Raw genomic sequence first — 17,364 nt, forward strand, 5'->3', positions numbered from 1 at the left:
GCCGTGGTTATGCGTTGGCGGGTTCCACCAGTGGATCGCGATAGCGGCGCGTCTCGAGCGTCGCTTCGTCCGTCGCCGCAGGATCCAGGGTGATGGTTCCGTAAGAGTACTGCTGGTTGCCCTTGGACTTACGGGCATAAACGACCGAATGAGCCCCGGTTGCCTCGTCAACGAAGAGATAGAAGGGGTGGCCGATCATTTCCATGCGGTCAACGGCATCGTCTACGCTCATGGACTCCGCAGGAAAGACCTTCCGGCGGATCTCGATCGGGGGCGCACCATTCTCCGCTGCTTCCGCAGCGCTGCGGGCTTCTTCTTCCTGCTGGGCCAGACGTGTTGCCTCGTGCAGCGGCAGCGAGCTGGCCGCAGGTTCCAAACCACTGGTGGCCTCGTGGACCGCCTTGGGTGTCCGGCTGCCGTGGTGGACCTTGCGGCGATCCCGTGCCTTGCGCAGCCGCTCGAGGAGTTTAGCGAAAGCCGTATCAAAGGCAGCGAACTTGTCTGATGCCTTCGCCTCTGCTCGGATTGCCGGTCCCCGGCCAAGAACCGTCAATTCGACGGTCAGGGCGCTTTCCGCGTTGCGTGCGTGTTGCTCCTTGGTGACCTTGATGTCCAAACGCTGGATCTTTGTCGCAAGCTGATCGACCTTGTCGATCTTCTCGTCCACGTACTCGCGGAAGCGATCCGTGACACTAACATTGCGTCCGTTGATCGTCATCTCCATGGTGTCCTCCATCATTGCTCAGGTGACACATCAGCGACCGAAGAATGCTCTCCTTCCGGCCGCTGAAGATGGGCGCCTTTCCCCTTGCGGGGTGCCCATACTTCACCCTATGACACAAGTAACAATAATCAAGGATGTTCGGCCTATTTCTTCATCGCGTTCAGCGAACAGCGTGTTTTTCACTCGGGGCCGGAGTCGCTGCCACCACCACCGCTCCGCATACCAACAACCCGGTTCCGCCCAGCGCACGGTGGGCTTCTGCCAGCGTCGCCCCGGTGGTCAGCACGTCATCGACCAAGATCACCTGCGCACCGCACAGCCGAAATTGCTGCAGCACCGGCGTGTTGGAAACCTTCATCGACTGGCGTGTCGAACTGCGTTCCCGACGCCCCTTCCCCTTCTGCGCGGAAACCAGTTGGTTCCCCATCCGGTAGCGCAGCAGCTGGGCCATCTCGACGCCCTGCGGCAGCACCCCGGAGCGGCGCAATCGTGCCAGTAACAATCCCACCGGGAAGTATCCGCGCTTGGCCTTGGCCCGCAGGCGGGTCGGCATCGGAACCAGCACCACGGGGCGGCCCGGATCGACTAGGGATGCCAGTGCGGCAAGGACCGCGCGTGCCAGCGACGGAGCCAATATCCCTGCCAGCGACGGCATCTGGTGATTCTTGAACGCCAAAACGACGGCTGCCAGCTCATGATCGTAGGAACCGGCGCAGATCACCGGGAGCGGGAGTCCGACGGTGTTCAGTGGCAAGGACTCGGCCCGGTCCTCGACCCGGTGCGGGTGCAGGCATGAGGTGCGCATCTTCCTGGCGCATTGTGGGCAGAGCACTGCATCGGGGCGCCCGCAGCACACACAGTCCACCGGCAGCAGCAGCGCCGCGGTCCCGGCCAGGGCCGCACGCACGGACCGGGTGCCACTGTGCCACCACACCGCATCAAGGCTCCGGGCCCAACCGCGGACCGGGGACCCGGGTCGGGCTGCCTGCCGGCGGTAGGGCGCGTCGTTCTGCCGGCGCATCATCATCTTCATGCCACCAGCATGGGCCGCTGCAATACTGGCGCGACGCCCTACCCACGTGGATGTGGATAACCCCCAGGGCCGGTTCGGCCCATCGTGATGCTACTTAGCCCGGGTAGGACAGGTCCCGGACCATTTCTTCCATCACATGCCACGAGTTGCCCACTCGCGAGTAGATGTATTCCTTGGTTTCGGCATACACCGGGCGACGTTCCCCGGGCCCCGCCGACAAACCGACCATGCCCAGCAGCGGCATGTAGTTCACCGAGGTGCCGGTCAGGCTGATTTCTTGGGCCGTGATCTTCTCGGTAGCGCTGGATGAGGAGACGATGATCGAGACATCCGAGTTCCAGACGGCCTGGGTCGCCGGCACCTCGGGGTAGATCCGCTTGGCCGGGGCGAATCCACGCGGTGCCCCGTCGGCGTCACGCAGGATCCCGGAGATCGTCACGCTCGTGTCCCCGTCCAGGGTCGAGACGATCAGCGCGCGAGTCCCGTCCCGGGAGATGCGCAAGGAGCTGACCGTGGCCTCGGCCAGTGCGGCCGCGGTGATCGGACGAACTTTGCCACTGAGCGCCGGATCTTCCGGAACCGCCAGCACCCTGGCGGGCGAGGAATTATCCACGGTCCAGGTCCAGCCGTGGGCGTCCATCGACGGGCGGACCAGATCGTTGCCTGTGGCGACCACCGAATCCTGGCCGTCCTCGTCCACTGTCACCAATTTCGTGCGGTCCCCGTTCAGGAAGGCGTAGCGGTTTCCCAGCGGGCTCATCGCCGGCAGCTGCGGGTTGTAGCCGGAAATATCGTGGATGCCGCCGACCAGCCGCAGCGACCTGCCCTTGAGGTAGTACAGGGCCTTGTCCAGGATGCCGACCTGCGTGTCGGGAACCGAGGGGTTGATCTCTGCGGCCACGAACTCGGCGTCCTTCGGCCCGGCCTTGACCTCGGATTGTTCGTCGGTCATGGCCACCGAGCGCACATTGCCCAGCCCACCCAGTGTGAGCTCCAGTTGTTGCCGCATTTGCTGGCGGGTGAGCTCGGTCGAGTCCAGGAAGGTGGCCGAGGTCAAATCAATGGTGGCGCGCTGCGATTCGATGGGCACCGCGGGGCGCACCAGGGAGCTGCCTGTCGGGAACGCGGAGACGGCGGCGTTTTCCAGGTACGGGGCAGGGCCTGCCAGGAGGGCATCGACCATGGCCGCTGCCACCCCGGTGCGGGTCGGGAACCAGCGCACGTCCGGAACGGCATAGTGGTAGCTGACGTCGTAGAAGTAGAGGGTCTGCGGGGCGAAGACGTGGGAGAGGCTGGCGCTGTCCACCATGATGCCGTCGGGCACCGAAGAGATCCGCCATTGCCCCTCGACCTTTTTGAGGGTGACATCCACCGCCCGGGTGGTGTGCGGGGGCATCTCGGTCATAATGCCAGCCGCATCGATCTCCGAGACGAGCTCCATCTGGACGGTGTAGCTGTTGGCCTTGGCCCCGGCGATCACCGAGGGCCGCGCATCGTAGACCAGGGTCCGCGTCGAGCCGTTCCAGACCCCTGCCTGTTGGGGGCCAAGGAATTCGCGGGCGGTCTTGTAGTCGTCCTGGGCGTCGATGCCCGCCCCGATAAACCCCTCGACGATTTCCTGCGGGGCCGCGCCGTCGCTCGGTCCGGGAAGGTTGAATTGCACGTTGCCTTCGGTGTCGGAGCCCCCGCCGTCCAGCGCGATGGTCTGCACCGGGGAGTTGCGTGGGATTTCCGAGCAGCCCGTGAGCACCAGCACGACGCCCAGCACGGCGGCAAGCACGGTGGAGCTGCGACGGATCCTAGTCATGGTGGTGTCTCTTTCCCGGGGTATGCGTGGCGGACGACTCGCTTGCGGGGTCCGTGTCCGCGGTTTCCTCGGAGATCAAGGGGGGCGCCGGTTTGAAGCCGATGGCCGGGATCTCTCCGGTCAGCGGGAAGGAGACGACCATGCCGCGATCAAGCACCGCGTCGGCCAGCACGATCGGTTCCAACGGCAGCGGGGAGGCGATGATCTCATCGCCCAGGACCCGCGGCAGGGTCAATCTGAAGCAAGACCCCACCCCGCGTTCGCCCCAGGCTTCGAGCCGGCCCGAGTGCAGGCGGGTGTCCTCCATGGCGATGGACAGGCCCAGCCCCGAGCCACCGGTGGTCCGTGCGCGGGCCGGGTCGGCACGCCAAAACCTATCGAAGACCCGGGTCCTGGCCTCGGGGCTCATGCCGATGCCGCGGTCGCGCACCGTGATGGCCACGGCATTCGCGTTCCCGGCCACGGTGATGTCGATGGGGTTTCCCTCGCTGTGTTCGATGGCGTTCATGACCAGGTTGCGCACCACCCGCTCGATGCGCCGCGAGTCCATTTCCGCCACGGCACCGCCGGCCGGGGTGCCCAGGCGCAGCACCGAGCCCATGGCTTCGGCGTGCGGGGTGGCGGCGTCGATGACGCGCCGGGCCACGGAGACCAGGTCGTTGGGTTCGGGGTCAAGCACCGCGACCCCGGCATCGAAGCGCGAGACCTCCAACAGGTCATTGAGCAGGATCTGGAAGCGTTCAACCTGGTTGTAGAGCAGTTCGGCGCTGCGCTTGTTGATCGGATCAAAGTCTTCACGGGCATCATGCAGCACCTCTGCTGCCATCCGCACCGTGGTCAGCGGGGTGCGCAGCTCGTGGGACACATCCGACACGAAGCGTTGTTGCATGGCCGAGAGCGTGGCCAGCTGGTTGATCTGGTCCTGCAGCGATGCCGCCATGTGGTTGAAGGAGTTGCCCAGCCGCGCGATCTCGTCCTCCCCGGAAACGACCATGCGTTCTTGGAGCCTGCCCGCGGCGAGCTTCTCGGAGACTTGCGCAGCGGCCGCCACCGGGCTGACCACCAACCGGGTGACGTACCAGGTGATGCCACTGACAACCAACAGCAGCAGCCCGCCCACCAGGGCCATGGCCCGGTTGATGAAGTCGAGCGTTTTTTGCACGCTGGTCAGGTCATAGACCAGGTAGAGCCCGTACTCGGCGCCGGGCGGGAGGGTCACCTTGGTGCCGAAGATCAGCCCCGGCCCGTCACCCGCCGCGGATTTAACCTCGATCGACTGCCAGTGCACGGCGTTGGATTCCTGGATCTCGGCGGCCAGCGCTGCAGGGATGATGCGCGAGGTCAGGTTGCCGCTGGCGGTGGGGCCCACGTAGATGTTCTCGGCCCCTGGCAACGGGTCCAGCACAAAGTTACGTGGGACCAGGGCGGTGTCGCCCTCCAGGATCCGCAGCGTGCTGGTGACCAGCGAGTGGGTGCTGGTGCGATCGGTGGTGGCAGCCGAATCGAAGATCGCCTTGACCTGGTTCAGGCCGCGCACGGATTCCGATTCGACCTGGTTGAAGCGTTCCTGGAACAATCCGGTGGCGATCTGGTTCGACAAAAAGGCCCCCGCGCCCAGCAACGCCAGGGCGGTGAGCAGCGCCGCGGAGGTCACGGTGCGAAAAAGCAGAGACCGCATCCAGCGCGAACGCACGGTTTTGCGTACCCGTGTCAGCACCGCGCCCCACGCACGTAATCCGCCGGCCGGTTTCGGCGTGTCGGCCGCCGGTGTCGTGCTTCCGGCCGCTGCCGGTTCGACGGAGTCCATGCTTCGGCCCATCTCCAGGCTCAGGCCTGGCCCGCCTTGTATCCCACGCCGCGCACGGTCTGGACGACCTCTGGGCTCTCCGGGTCGAGTTCGACCTTGGAGCGCAGGCGCTGCACGTGTACGTTGACCAACCGGGTGTCCGCGGCGTGGCGGTAGCCCCAGACCTGTTCAAGGAGTTGTTCGCGGGTGAAGACCTGCCAGGGTTTGCGCGCCAAGGCGACCAGCAGATCGAATTCCAGTGGGGTCAGCCCGATGGCGTCGTTGCCACGGGTCACCCGGTGGCCGGCGACGTCGATGCTCAGATCGCCGATCTTCAGGGTTTCGGGGGCGTGCTGTTCGCCGGGGCGCAGCCGTGCACGGACCCGAGCGACCAGTTCGGCGGGCTTAAAGGGCTTGGGCACGTAGTCGTCGGCACCGGATTCCAGGCCACGAACCACGTCGGCGGTGTCGGACTTGGCGGTGAGCATCACGATCGGAACATCGTCCTCGGCACGGATGAGCTTGCAGACCTCGATGCCGTCCAGCCCGGGAAGCATCAGATCAAGGAGGACCAGGTCGGGCTTGACCTCGCGGAACACGCCCAATGCCTTGGCACCGTCGTAGCAGAACACGGCCTCGAAGCCGTCGTTCTGTAACACGATGCCGATCATTTCGGCCAGCGCCTCGTCGTCGTCGACAACCAGGATGCGTGCCTTCATAATCTGACCTTCCGTAGCCTTGCGCTGGGCGCAGCAAAAAACGTGCGCCCGGATACCTCTAGGGTACATGAGCGCAGCACGCCGATCGGCGCGCAAACAGCAATCCACCACGGCGTTTGTACTCTGTTACGGCGCGGTTAGACTTGCCGCAGCAGGGGAACCTGCGTACTCGAGGGCGCTTGTGCCGCCAAGGTTCCCCCACCCACTGAACAGAGGAAGTTCTCCGATGCCGATACCCCACGACGGGCCCGGACACGATCGGCAGGATCCTTCCCCGGGCTGGGGGCCTCCCCCGTCCGGGTGGGACCGCCAGCCCCTTCCTGCCGCCGGTCCCGCGCCCGTGCCCCCGCCTCAGCTGCCACCGCCGCAAAAACTCGGGGTCATCGCCTTGCGGCCACTGGGTTTCGGGGACCTGCTGGATGGCACTTTCGCGGTGATCCGGCTCGCGCCGATTCCCACGCTGCTAAACGCCGTGTTGGCCCAGCTGCTGCCGGCGCTGACCGCGGTGTTGCTGCTCGCTGCGCTGGCTCCCCGCGTCGAGGTCGGGGTCGAGGTCGGCCCCGGGCTGCCGCTGCCGCCCGGCTTGCTGCAGGAGCTTGAGGAGGCCTGGCCCGGCTACGCCCTGGGTTTGGCGATCTACCTGCTGGTGCAGCTGGTGGCCGGGGTGCTGGTCATCGGGCCGAGCACCGTGGTCGCGATGCGCGCCACGCTGGGCCAGCGCACCGGGTGGGGCCAAGCGCTGGCACTGAGCGCTAGGGCCATGCCGCGGCTGGCCGTCTGGAACCTGTTGATCGCCGCGGCGCTGTCAGTGGTTGGAGTGCTCGCGGTGGCGGGCACCGTGCTGGCGGCAAGCCAGCTGGGCTTGGCTGTGGCGCTGGCACTGCTGCTGCTCTGCTGCCTGCCGCTGGCGGTGCTGTACGTGTGGCTAGCCATCAAGCTCTGCTTCGCGCCGACCGAAATGGTGGCCAGGTCGCTGGGTCTCGGCGCTGCCATGGCCTCCTCGTGGCGGCTGGTTCGCGGCTCCTGGTGGCGGATCCTGGGGATCTTGTTGGTGGTCGGCATCATCCTGGCCCTGTTATCCGGGCTCGCCACCCAGATCCTGGGTGTGCTCTCGGGACAATTCATCACCGGCGCCGCGGAGACCCCGCTGACAGTGGGTGCCAGCGTCGTCATCCAGGCGGTGGTCGGTGCCCTGTCCATGGTGCTGGGACAGATCATGCTGACGCTGCTGCATGTTGATGCGCGGATCCGACACGAACGCCTGGATGTGGTGCTGCACGCCGAATCGGTGCGGGGCCCGGCCCATCCGATCCCCGGACATGCGGCCCGGCGGACTGAGCCCCCGGCTTAGTCATCGACGTCGGCTTAACCGTCGACACGGACCTGGTTCAGCGCCTCGGAGTATTCGGCCAGCTTCCCTAGCAGGGCCGAAGCCCGCGCCGGGGAACTCTCCCCGAGCCCGTGCGTCGGGGTCAACACCAAAGCGCCCAGGGCCGAATCGGGCAGGCCCAGCTGACGCCACGGGCGGCGGATCGCCTGGACCGCTTCCACGGTGCCGGCCGGCTCCGCTGCCGGGTCCAGACAACCCAGCCACAGGCCCTTGCCCGATTCCACGGCCGAGGCCAACAATTCCCAGCCCGGGACGGTCAGTGCTGCGGCGTTGGCGCCCAGTGAGTCGGCTCCCGCCTCCAGTGCGGTGCCGGCCAACGTTATCCAACTTCCGGGGGCACCCTGGGCACCGATCACGACCTCGTCGGCGCCCGCACCGCGCAGCGCCTCGATGAGCTCGGACCACCAGCTGCGCAGCTCCGCGGCAGGGACCGAGCGCAGCGTGCGGTAGCCGCTGGCGGTGGGCAGCAGCCCGCCGAGCACCGCGGCGGCATCGGGTTCCTCGAGGTACACGGTGATTTTCTGTCCGCCGGTCATCCGAGCCACGTCCGCCACGTGCCGGGCCGCGCCCAGGGCCAGCGACTGGGCCACGTCGCGGCGTGCCCCGTGATCGGAGATCGCCCGTTCACCATGGTGCAGGTACAGGTTGGCGGCCAGCGTGGCGGGGCCGGGGAACTGAATCTTCAGCGCGTTGCCGCCGGATTCTTCGGCGCCGATGGCATCGGCAAGCACGTTCAGGTCGGTGCGCAGGGCCGAGGCGGCCCGCTTGGCGTCGATGCCCGGGGCATCGGACAGTTTCCAGCCGTGCGGGCGCAGGTCCACCGCGAGCTCCTCGAGCAGCTGGGCCCCGCGGCCGGTGGCATCGGAGCCCACGCCGCGTCCGGGAAGCTGTTGCAGGTGCGGCAGGTTCGGGGCGCCGATCTCGCCGCGGATCACCAGCACCGATTCCATCGGGTCGGTGCCGGGCATCGGGCCTAGGGCGCTGGCGCGCACCGGGCGCGGCGCTGGCTCGGGTGGTGTCTGCTGGCGCTGCCGATCATCGAGGTGCTGCACCTAGTTTCCGGCCTCCGCATGCGTGGCCGAAATGGTCTGATGGTGCCGAATGACCTCGGAAATGATGAAGTTCATGAACTTTTCGGCGAATTCGGGGTCCAGGTGGGCTTCGTGGGCCAACCGGCGCAGCCGGTCAATCTGCGCTTTTTCCCGTCCCGGGTCGCTCGGTGGCAGCGCGTGCACGGCCTTGAGATGGCCGACCCGCTGGGTCGCCTTAAAGCGTTCGGCCAGCAGGTAGACCAGTGTCGCGTCGAAGTTGTCGATGCTGCTGCGGATGGCCAGCAACTCGTCCATGATCTCTTGATCGACGGTGTCGGCCAGCGAACTGGCACTGGGGTCGTAGGCACCGGTGTCGTCGGTGCCGGGCACCTGCTCGTTCTTCTGTTGGCTCATGGCTTCAAGTCTAGGGTTGTGTCCCCAAATGCGCCCAACCATGACATGGGCACGCCCGCGCCGGTGGGGGAAAACACGACGGGGGCCGGCCCACCGATGCGGTGGACCGGGCCCCCGGGCCGGTAGCTGGTGCGCACACCAGCGACGCTACAACGTCACGACAACGTCTTGAGGAACGCCTCACGACGGATGGCTTGTTCCACCGGATCCGGCACGGGTAGCGAGGCGATGAGCCGCCGCGTGTAGGGGTGCTGGGGGTCGCCCATTACCTGGTTGCCGATGCCTTCCTCGACGAGCTTTCCGCGGTACAGCACACCCACCCAGGTGGAAAGCATGTCCACCACGGCCAGGTCGTGGGAGATGAACAGGGCAGCGAAACCGAGCTCGGCCTGCAGCTCCTTGAACAGCTCCAGCACCTTGGCCTGCACCGAGACATCCAGTGCACTGGTCGGCTCGTCGGCGATCAGCAGCTTCGGATCCAACGCCAGGGCCCTGGCCAACGAGGCACGCTGACGCTGCCCGCCGGAAAGCTCGTGCGGGAAGCGGGCGGCAAACGCTGCCGGCAGCTGCACCGCTTCGAGCAGCTCCTCAACCTTCTTGCGGGCCGCGCGCGGCTCCAGCGAGGTGTGCACGTACAACGGCTCGGCCACACATTCGCCCACCGAAAGCTGCGGGTTGAAGCTGGCCGCCGGGTCCTGAAACACGAACCCGATGTCCTGGCGCACCTTCTTGAAACTGCGCTCCTTGAACCCGAGCATCTCGTGGCCCAGCACCTTCAGCGATCCGGAGCTGACCCGGTTCAGTCCGGCGATGGCCCGGCCAATGGTGGTCTTGCCGGAGCCCGACTCCCCCACCAGCCCGTAGACCTCCCCGGCGCAGATCTGCAGGGACACCCCATCCACCGCGGTGAAGGAGGGGGAACCCAGGCGTCCAGGGAAGGTGATGTTCAGGTCCGTGGCCTCGACCAGCACCTCTTGCTCCTGCCCGGAGCGTTCGCTCATCCCCGCGGAGGCGGAGTTCCGGCCCAGGTGCGGCACCGCTGCCAGCAGCGCCTGGGTGTATTCTTCACGCGGGTTGGCGAAGAGCTCCACGCTCGGCGCGGTTTCCACGATCTTGCCCTGGTACATCACCACCACCCGGTCCGCGAGGTCGGCGACCACCCCCATATTGTGGGTGATCAGCACGATCCCGGTGTTGAAGTCGTCGCGGACCTCGCGCAGCAGCTCCAGGATTTCGGCCTGCACCGTGACATCCAAGGCCGTGGTGGGTTCGTCGGCGACGATCAGCGCCGGGTTCAGGGCCAGCGCCGCGGCGATGACCACGCGCTGCTTCTGCCCGCCGGAGAATTGGTGAGGGTAGTAGTTGACGCGCTTTTCCGGCTCGGGGATGCCGACCTTGCGCAACACCTCGATGGCGCGGGCCTTGGCTTCCTTTTTGGAGACCTTGCCGTGCGCGCGGAGGCCCTCGATGATCTGCCAGCCCACGGTGTAGACCGGGTTCAGTGCGGTGGAGGGCTCCTGGAAGACCATCGACACGTCATCCCCGCGCATCGCGCGCAGCTCGCGGGCCGAGAGCGTGAGCATGTTGCTGCCGTTGAGCAGCACCGCCCCGCGGGCCGTGGCGGTCTCGGCCAGCAGCCCCAAGATGGTGCGGGCCGTGACCGATTTGCCGGATCCGGATTCGCCGACCACGGCCACGACCTCGCCTGCACTGACCTCGAAGCCGACCTTGCGGACCGCGGGGACCTGCCCGGCGTCGGTGGCGAAGGTGACCTCGAGGTCCTCGATGGACAGTACGATGCCGTCGGCCCGACCGGTCGCGTCTAGTGGTTGCGCGTTCATGCTGTGGCCTTTCCGCCGCGGTTCTTGGCCTTGCGGCGCAGCCGCAGGCGTGGATCCGCCAAGTCGTTCATGGATTCGCCCACCAGGGTCAGTCCGAGCACCGTGAGCACGATCGCGGCACCCGGGAAGACCCCGGTCCACCAGATCCCGCTGGTCGCATCGCTCATCGCACGGTTCAGGTCAAAGCCCCATTCGGAGGCCGCGGTAGGTTCGATGCCGAAGCCCAAAAAGCCCAGGCCCGCCAGGGTCAGCAGCGCCTCGGAGGCGTTGAGCGTGAAGATCAGCGGCAGCGTCCGGGTGGCGTTGCGGAAGATGTGTTTGAACATGATCCTGCCGCTGGAGGCGCCCACGACCTTCGCGGATTCCACAAATGGTTCGGCCTTCAGCCGGACGGTTTCGGCGCGGATCACCCGGAAGTACTGCGGGATGAAGACCACGGTGATGGAGATGGCCGCGGCCATCACCCCGCCCCACAGGCTGGATTGGCCTTGGGAGATCACGATGGACATCACGATGGCCAGCAGCAGCGAGGGGAAGGCGTAGATGGCATCTGCCAGCACCACCATGATCCGATCCAGCCAGCCGCCGAGGTACCCGGAGACCAGGCCCAGGATCACCCCGAGGAAGATGGAGAAGGCCACGGCGATGACGATGACCGCGAAGGCTGTCTGTGCGCCCCAGAGCGTACGGGAGAACACGTCGAACCCGCCCACGGTGGTGCCCCAGAGGAATCTGCCGCCGGGCGGTGCCTGGGTGGGGAAGTTGCCCGAGGCATCGGAAATCTGTGCGTGCCCGTACGGCGCAATCAGCGGGGCCAGGGCGGCGGCCAGGACGAAGATGCAGGTGAGCACCAAACCGGCGACGAGCATGCCGCGCTGCAGCCCGGCGCTCATCCGGTAGTGGGAGATGATGGGCAGACGCTGCCACAGCGGTTTTCCGGCCCGCGGGGTGCTGACGATGGATGTACTCATGGTTAGAACCTCACTCGGGGGTCGATGAGTGCGGCAACGATGTCCACAATGAAATTGGTCAGCGCGACGATGACTGCCAGCAGCACCACGATGCCCTGCACCGCCACGAAGTCGCGCGCGGTGAGGTACTGGGCCAGCATGAAGCCCAGGCCCTTCCACTCGAAGGTGGTCTCGGTGAGTACCGCGCCACCGAGCAGCAACGCGATCTGCAGGCCCATCACGGTGATGATGGGGATCAGCGCCGGACGGTAGGCGTGCTTGGTGAGCAGCCGGTACTCGGAGACTCCGCGGGAGCGGCCTGCCTCCACGTATTCGCGGCCCAGGGTACCGATGACGTTGGTGCGCACCAGGCGCAGGAACACCCCGGCGGTGAGCAGGCCCAGGGCCACGGCGGGCAGGATCGCGTGCTGGATGACATCTGAAGCAGCCTCCATATTTCCCGAGCGCAGTGCGTCAAGCAGGTAGATGCCCGACGGGTTTTGCAGCCTGGTCAGCGATAATTCTGCGTTGATGCCGGCACGACCGGCGATCGGCAGCCAGCCCAGCCAGACCCCGAAGATCAGCTTGAGCAGCAGCCCGGCGAAGAACACCGGGGTGGCGTAGCACAGGATCGCGAAGACGCGCAGCATCGCATCTGGCCAGCGGTCGCGCAGCTTGGCCGAGAGCAAGCCGAAGGGGATGCCGATGAGCAGGGCGATGAGCAGGGAGTTGAAGGCCAGTTCCGCGGTGGCCGACCCGTAGGTCAGCAGCACCTCGGTGACCGCACGGTTATCGGAGATGGTGCGGCCGAAGTTGCCGGTGAAAACCTGTCCGAGGTATTCGAAGTACTGGACCATCACCGGGCGGTCGTAGCCGGCCTCGGCGATGCGCTCGGCCAGCTGGCCGGGGGTCAAACGGCCGCCGAGGGCCGCGGTGATCGGGTCGCCGGTGATGCGCATCAGGAAGAAGACGAGCGTGACCAGGATGAAAATAGTGGGGAAGATCAGCAGGAAGCGTGTGACGAGGTAGCGCGCAAAACTTCCCCCTGCCTTGGTGGGCTTCGTTGTCGGGCCCGGGAGCGCCGAGGGTTCCTCGGCAAGTTCGGTGGTGATGGCCATGAGGTGGTGGAGTCCTAGCTCAGGAAACGGTGGAAAACTGTGCGGCGGGCCGCAACCAAGCCGCGCCCACCGTCAAAACTGTCGGTGTGCGCGGCTTGGTTGGGCCGTAGGCAGGATGCTTCGCGGTGGGTATCCGCGAGTCGCAGGGGAATCTACTTGAAGACGACGCCCAAACGGAACTTGAACGAAGCGTCGAGCGTGGACTCCACGCCCTTCACATCGGCGCCGACCACGGCGACCTGAGCACCTTGCAGGATCGGCAGGGTGGAGAGATCCTCGGCGACCTTGGTCTGAATTTCCTCGATCAGCTCGGTGCGCTTGTCACGGTCGGTTTCGACGCGCTGCTCGTTGATCAGCTTGCCGACCTCCGCGTTGTCGTACCCATTGCCCAGGAAGTTGTCCTTGGCGAAGAACGGCGAGAGGAAGTTATCGGCATCCGAATAGTCCGGGAACCAACCCAGCTGGTAGGCCGGGTAGTCGGTGACGCGTGACTTCTGGTACGTGACCCATTCGGTGGACTGCAGGTCGACCTTGAACAGGCCGCCTTCTTCCAGCTGGTTCTTCACCATGGCGTATTCATCACCGGAGCTCGGACCGTAGTGGTCCGGGTTGTACTGCAGCTTCAGGGTGATCGGGGCATCTACCCCTGCGTCCTTCAGCACTGCCTTGGCCTTGTCCAGCGACGGGCCCCCGTCCTCGCCGTACATGTCCTTCAGCGGTTCGATGGCACCGGTGAAGCCCGCCGGAACGTAGGAGTACGCCGGGATGTAGGTGTCCTTGTAGACCTGGGTGGCGATGGCCTGGCGATCAAGCAGGTTGGCCGCGGCCTGGCGGACCGCCTGTGACTTCTTCTCATCCGCGTCCGAGGTCTTGGCCCCGAACGGCATGATGTCGAAGTTGAACACAATGTAGCGCAGCTCGCCACCGGCACCCTTGAGCACCTGGACGTTGGAGTCCTTGGAGAGGTCCTCGACGTCCGTGGGCGAGAGCGAGCGCCAGGCAACATCGATGTTGCCCTGCTGCACGTCGAGCTTCAGGTTGTTGGAGTCCGCGTAGTACTTGATGTTGGCTTCGGTATTCGCCGGTTCACCGAGCAAGCCCTGGTAGCCTTCGTAGGCCTTGAGGGAGATCAGCGAGTTCTTGGCGAAGGACTCGATCGTGTACTGGCCGGCGAAGCCCTCGCCGGAAATGATCGCGTCATCGTCCAGGATTTCGTCGGCCGGGAAGAGTTCGTCGTCAACGATCGGGCCCACGGGGCTGGTGAGCACCTGTGGGAAGGTCTGGTCGTTGCCGCTCTTGAGCTTGAAGACCACGGTGGTTGCGTCCGGGGCCTCGACGCTATCGAGGTTGCCCAGCAGGGAAGCGGGACCATTGGGATCGTTGATCTTCACCTGGCGGTCGAAGGTGTGCTTGACGTCCTTGGAGTCCAGATCGGAACCGTTGGCCCATTTCAGTCCGGGCTTCAACTTCACGGTGTATTCGGTCGGGGTGCTGAACTCGGCGGAGACCGCCATGTCGTTCTCCGGTTCGGCCGATCCGGGCTTGGAGTTCAGCAGGAACGGGTAGATCTGGTTCATGACCATGAACGAGCCATTGTCATAGGAACCGGCCGGGTCAAGGGAAGTGGTCTTGTCGGTGGTTCCCAGGGTGATCGGCGCACTTGTGGTGCCGCCGTCGCCTCCTTCGCTGCCCTCGGGGCTTGCGGCCGGACCGGTACAACCGGTCAGGGCCAGGGCAGAGATGCCGATAACGGCTGCGGCGAGACGCATCCCGTTTTTCTTGCGGGCCATGAGCAATCCTTAATCTGTCTGCGAGCACGTGAAGTGTGAGTAAACCCACGTGCCATACAGCCTAGGTGATCACCGTCACCAAATACCAATATCCCGGACCTTGGCACGGATTGAAACCCAAACGTGATAGTTCCATCGCCAAGTCAGCGCCCCGGATGGGGTATAAACCGCACGAGGTCGGCACAGCGGCACCGGTGGCCTAGGATTAAGCACGATGATGACACGTAGAGACGCAGCCATTGCGTTGGATATCCCCATGGAAATGGCCAAGCGCCACGGAATTCCGCCGCGCATGAGCGAAGCGGCCTTTGCCGAGTTGAACACCAATCCCCCGGCTTGGCTGATTCAATCGCGCGCCAACCGAACCGGTAAACGACCCGTGTGGGTCCACCTGACCTGCGCTGTTTGTGGGTTCTCCGAGACCGAGCGACCCAAGAAGTGGTGGCCCGAGTTCGACTTCGTGCACTGCACCGAACACGGTCCTGCGCAGCTGCCGAGCCTGGAAGCGGGCAAGACCCGTTTGGAATACCCCGACATCTCCCCCCGTATGTACGGCATCGTCGACGAAGACAAGGCCTAACCCTCAGCGCTTTTTGAACACCAATCTCCCGCCTGCCAGCCGCTTTCCGCGACCTGCAGGCGGGATTTTTTGTGCGTGGGCAAGCAACAACGCCATGAGCCTGCTCACCCTGCGCCGCCCTCGCCGTGCCGTCGGTTGAGTGTGGAACGGCGTCGGTCCCGGGCCCCGGGTGATGGTTCGAGGTTCTGTTTCCCCGCTCACGCATGATCCGTGGCGGCCCTTTCCCATCTGTGGAGGTTGGGCCAGGCGATGGCCGCGCAGAGGATGAACACCACGGTCCCGGCCAGGAACGGCACGGCAAGATCGAATGCTGTCGCGAGCAGCCCGCCCAGGCCGGCACCGACGCTCAGTCCGGCCAGACCGAACAATTTCGAGACGGCATTGACTCGTCCGCGCAGCTGATCCGGCACCAGACGTTGGCGCAGGGAGCTGACGCAGATGCTGAAGATCACGGCGTGCAGGATGTAGGTGGCCAAGAACAATCCGGCCACCCACGGGACATCGGTCAAGAAAATCGCCAACAGGCTGGCCGCGCCCACCAGCAGGCTGCCGGCGGTGGTGGCCCCATACCCGATCCTGCGGCGCAGCGGCGCCACCACTGCCGCCCCGCCGAGCCCGCCCAGCGCCGATACCGAGAGCAGGATCCCATAACCTGCGGACCCCAGACCCAGCACGTCCTGCACAAACAGGACCAGGATCGAGAACGGCATCATGTAACCGATGCTTGCCAATCCGCTGATGACCGCCAACGAGCGCAGCAGTGGGTGCCTGGCCAGCCATGTGGCCCCTTCGGCAACCTCGCGGTGCAGCGATCTTCGGGGCCCGGGCCGTCGTCCGGGCCGGAAGGTACCCACCACACCCAGGAAAAGGAACGCGGCCGCCGCGTACGCCCCGGCGGTGGTGGCGAGGGGCAAGGCCATGGCCGCGGCGAACAGCAACCCGCCCAGCGGCGGGCCGATGAACTCGTCGGCAACCAGCTGAGTGGCGGAAATCTGGCTGTTGGCCCGGTCCAGGTCCTTGCTGTCCACCAGTGACGGGAGGATGGCCAATGCCGAGTTGTCCGAAGCCGTTTCCAGCAGCCCGATCAGGGTGAAGACCACATACAGGGCCGGCAGCGACCCGGTTCCGGTGGCCACCAGCACTGCCAAGACCGCCAACAGGAGGCTTCTGCCCAGATTGGAGACCCCGAGAATCTTTTTGCGGTCCATCCGGTCCACGACGGCGCCGACGGGCAGCACCACCAGGAATTTGGCCGCCGAATACACCATGGGCAGCCCCGCGACCAGCAGCGGGTTGGTCGTCAACGCCGTGGCCAGCAACGGGATGGCGACGTAGCTGATGCCATCGCCAAAGTTCGAGGCGGCATGGCCCGCCCACAATCTTCGGTATCTGCGCCCCAGCGACATGATCTCAGATCCTACAGGCAGTTCCGCTGCCCGCCGGCGAGGCCAAGTCCCCTGCCAACTCGCCACCGAGCTAACTCCCCAGGGACGGGAATTGCCGGATACTGGGTCCACGACACTGGATGATGAACTCGATCGGATCTTCGCAGCCGGCGACCGAAACAATATGCAGCCCACCATTGAGGCGCTGTTGCCGATCGCCCACGAGCACCCGGCCATTCCCCGGGTCCTGTACGAGGTTGGCGGAGCCTACGACACCGCGGGCGAGGAACGCACCGCTGCCTGTTACTACGAGCGGGCCCTGCAGGCCGGGCTGTCCGGTGATGAGCTGCGCCGATGCTACGTGCAGTACGGATCCACCTTGCGGAACCTTGGCGAGCTTGCCGGTTCGGCCGCGGTCTTCGAGCGTGCCAGGGCACAATTTCCTGACTCACCGTCCCTGGCTGTGTTCGAGGCGATCTCTTTGCATGCCTGCAGCCGGCTCGACGCGGCAGTTGCCACCCTGCTCGAGGTGGTCGCCGCAGGTGTCCAGACCCCGGATCTGGACAGGTACAAACCCGCCATCCGCGGCAACGCCTCCTACATCAGGTCCCTCGCTGAAGATCCGCACCCCGAGGGGCCTCCCGAGGGCAGCTAGGGTGGCGGCATGATGACTGATTCATTTTCCGAGCACTCCCCCGCGGTGCGGGCCGCTTGGGTGGGGTTTGGGCTCATCGCCTGCTACGCGATCGTCGGCGCCTTGCAGATCATTGGTGTGGAACCCCGTATCCGCGGTTCC

The 17,364-nt window shown here is 65.6% G+C and carries 15 protein-coding genes; 3 read left to right on the forward strand and 12 right to left on the reverse strand.

The genetic code is table 11. From position 1 onward, the window contains the following. Positions 1-7 precede the first annotated feature (7 nt). From hpf to mtrA, 5 genes are all read right to left on the reverse strand, one after another. Positions 8-724, reverse strand: a complete 717-nt coding sequence (hpf, locus tag ADIAG_RS12615) for a ribosome hibernation-promoting factor, HPF/YfiA family (protein ID WP_007271768.1) — start codon at positions 722-724, stop codon at positions 8-10. Between the two features lie 160 nt (positions 725-884). Next, a complete protein-coding gene (locus tag ADIAG_RS12620; RefSeq protein WP_083874113.1) occupies positions 885-1,757 on the reverse strand; it encodes a ComF family protein in 873 nt (290 codons plus the stop codon). 94 nt (positions 1,758-1,851) lie between these two features. After that, a complete protein-coding gene (locus ADIAG_RS12625) occupies positions 1,852-3,564 on the reverse strand; it encodes an LpqB family beta-propeller domain-containing protein (RefSeq protein ID WP_007271770.1) in 1,713 nt (570 codons plus the stop codon). Beyond that, positions 3,557-5,371, reverse strand: a complete 1,815-nt coding sequence (mtrB, locus tag ADIAG_RS12630; protein WP_007271771.1) for an MtrAB system histidine kinase MtrB — start codon at positions 5,369-5,371, stop codon at positions 3,557-3,559. Before mtrB ends, ADIAG_RS12625 begins: the two co-directional genes overlap by 8 nt. A gap of 20 nt (positions 5,372-5,391) precedes the next feature. Beyond that, entirely contained in the window at positions 5,392-6,069 is a 678-nt protein-coding gene (gene mtrA, locus ADIAG_RS12635; RefSeq protein WP_007271772.1) for an MtrAB system response regulator MtrA, read from the reverse strand. Positions 6,070-6,409: 340 nt separating this feature from the next. Between mtrA and ADIAG_RS12640 the strand changes: the two genes are divergently transcribed. After that, positions 6,410-7,420 carry a hypothetical protein gene (locus ADIAG_RS12640; RefSeq protein WP_043474843.1) on the forward strand — a complete coding sequence of 337 codons (1,011 nt, stop codon included), beginning with the start codon at positions 6,410-6,412 and terminating at the stop codon, positions 7,418-7,420. Positions 7,421-7,434: 14 nt separating this feature from the next. On the opposite strand, the gene ADIAG_RS12645 is transcribed toward ADIAG_RS12640, so the two are convergent. From ADIAG_RS12645 to ADIAG_RS12670, 6 genes are all read right to left on the reverse strand, one after another. Continuing rightward, positions 7,435-8,511, reverse strand: coding sequence for a uroporphyrinogen decarboxylase/cobalamine-independent methonine synthase family protein (locus ADIAG_RS12645; RefSeq protein WP_007271774.1), 1,077 nt, complete (start codon positions 8,509-8,511; stop codon positions 7,435-7,437). Continuing rightward, positions 8,512-8,904 (reverse strand): chorismate mutase, encoded by a 393-nt coding sequence (locus ADIAG_RS12650; RefSeq protein WP_043474846.1) that lies wholly within the window; start codon positions 8,902-8,904, stop codon positions 8,512-8,514. Between the two features lie 155 nt (positions 8,905-9,059). Next, positions 9,060-10,745 (reverse strand): dipeptide ABC transporter ATP-binding protein, encoded by a 1,686-nt coding sequence (locus tag ADIAG_RS12655; RefSeq protein ID WP_007271776.1) that lies wholly within the window; start codon positions 10,743-10,745, stop codon positions 9,060-9,062. Then, a complete protein-coding gene (locus ADIAG_RS12660) occupies positions 10,742-11,716 on the reverse strand; it encodes an ABC transporter permease (RefSeq protein ID WP_007271777.1) in 975 nt (324 codons plus the stop codon). The genes ADIAG_RS12655 and ADIAG_RS12660 overlap by 4 nt, the downstream gene beginning before the upstream one ends. A 2-nt stretch (positions 11,717-11,718) precedes the next feature. Beyond that, positions 11,719-12,813 carry an ABC transporter permease gene (locus tag ADIAG_RS12665; RefSeq protein ID WP_007271778.1) on the reverse strand — a complete coding sequence of 365 codons (1,095 nt, stop codon included), beginning with the start codon at positions 12,811-12,813 and terminating at the stop codon, positions 11,719-11,721. Positions 12,814-12,965: 152 nt separating this feature from the next. Further along, a complete protein-coding gene (locus tag ADIAG_RS12670) occupies positions 12,966-14,603 on the reverse strand; it encodes an ABC transporter substrate-binding protein (protein ID WP_007271779.1) in 1,638 nt (545 codons plus the stop codon). Between the two features lie 214 nt (positions 14,604-14,817). Between ADIAG_RS12670 and ADIAG_RS12675 the strand changes: the two genes are divergently transcribed. Continuing rightward, on the forward strand, positions 14,818-15,183 hold the full coding sequence (locus tag ADIAG_RS12675) for a hypothetical protein (protein ID WP_007271780.1): 366 nt from the start codon (positions 14,818-14,820) through the stop codon (positions 15,181-15,183). Positions 15,184-15,380: 197 nt separating this feature from the next. On the opposite strand, the gene ADIAG_RS12680 is transcribed toward ADIAG_RS12675, so the two are convergent. Beyond that, positions 15,381-16,589, reverse strand: a complete 1,209-nt coding sequence (locus ADIAG_RS12680; protein WP_007271781.1) for an MFS transporter — start codon at positions 16,587-16,589, stop codon at positions 15,381-15,383. A 91-nt stretch (positions 16,590-16,680) separates the two neighbouring features. Between ADIAG_RS12680 and ADIAG_RS12685 the strand changes: the two genes are divergently transcribed. Beyond that, a complete protein-coding gene (locus ADIAG_RS12685; protein ID WP_007271782.1) occupies positions 16,681-17,223 on the forward strand; it encodes a tetratricopeptide repeat protein in 543 nt (180 codons plus the stop codon). Positions 17,224-17,364 lie beyond the last annotated feature (141 nt).

Source organism: Paeniglutamicibacter gangotriensis Lz1y, assembly GCF_000348945.1.
GTDB lineage: Bacteria > Actinomycetota > Actinomycetes > Actinomycetales > Micrococcaceae > Paeniglutamicibacter > Paeniglutamicibacter gangotriensis.

Coding starts and splice junctions, on each gene's coding strand:
- hpf (WP_007271768.1), bottom strand. CDS start 724: ATGGAGATGACGATCAACGGACGCAATGTTAGTGTCACGGATCGCTTC.
- ADIAG_RS12620 (WP_083874113.1), bottom strand. CDS start 1,757: ATGAAGATGATGATGCGCCGGCAGAACGACGCGCCCTACCGCCGGCAG.
- ADIAG_RS12625 (WP_007271770.1), bottom strand. CDS start 3,564: ATGACTAGGATCCGTCGCAGCTCCACCGTGCTTGCCGCCGTGCTGGGC.
- mtrB (WP_007271771.1), bottom strand. CDS start 5,371: ATGGACTCCGTCGAACCGGCAGCGGCCGGAAGCACGACACCGGCGGCC.
- mtrA (WP_007271772.1), bottom strand. CDS start 6,069: ATGAAGGCACGCATCCTGGTTGTCGACGACGACGAGGCGCTGGCCGAA.
- ADIAG_RS12650 (WP_043474846.1), bottom strand. CDS start 8,904: ATGAGCCAACAGAAGAACGAGCAGGTGCCCGGCACCGACGACACCGGT.
- ADIAG_RS12655 (WP_007271776.1), bottom strand. CDS start 10,745: ATGAACGCGCAACCACTAGACGCGACCGGTCGGGCCGACGGCATCGTA.
- ADIAG_RS12660 (WP_007271777.1), bottom strand. CDS start 11,716: ATGAGTACATCCATCGTCAGCACCCCGCGGGCCGGAAAACCGCTGTGG.
- ADIAG_RS12665 (WP_007271778.1), bottom strand. CDS start 12,813: ATGGCCATCACCACCGAACTTGCCGAGGAACCCTCGGCGCTCCCGGGC.
- ADIAG_RS12670 (WP_007271779.1), bottom strand. CDS start 14,603: ATGGCCCGCAAGAAAAACGGGATGCGTCTCGCCGCAGCCGTTATCGGC.
- ADIAG_RS12675 (WP_007271780.1), top strand. CDS start 14,818: ATGATGACACGTAGAGACGCAGCCATTGCGTTGGATATCCCCATGGAA.
- ADIAG_RS12680 (WP_007271781.1), bottom strand. CDS start 16,589: ATGTCGCTGGGGCGCAGATACCGAAGATTGTGGGCGGGCCATGCCGCC.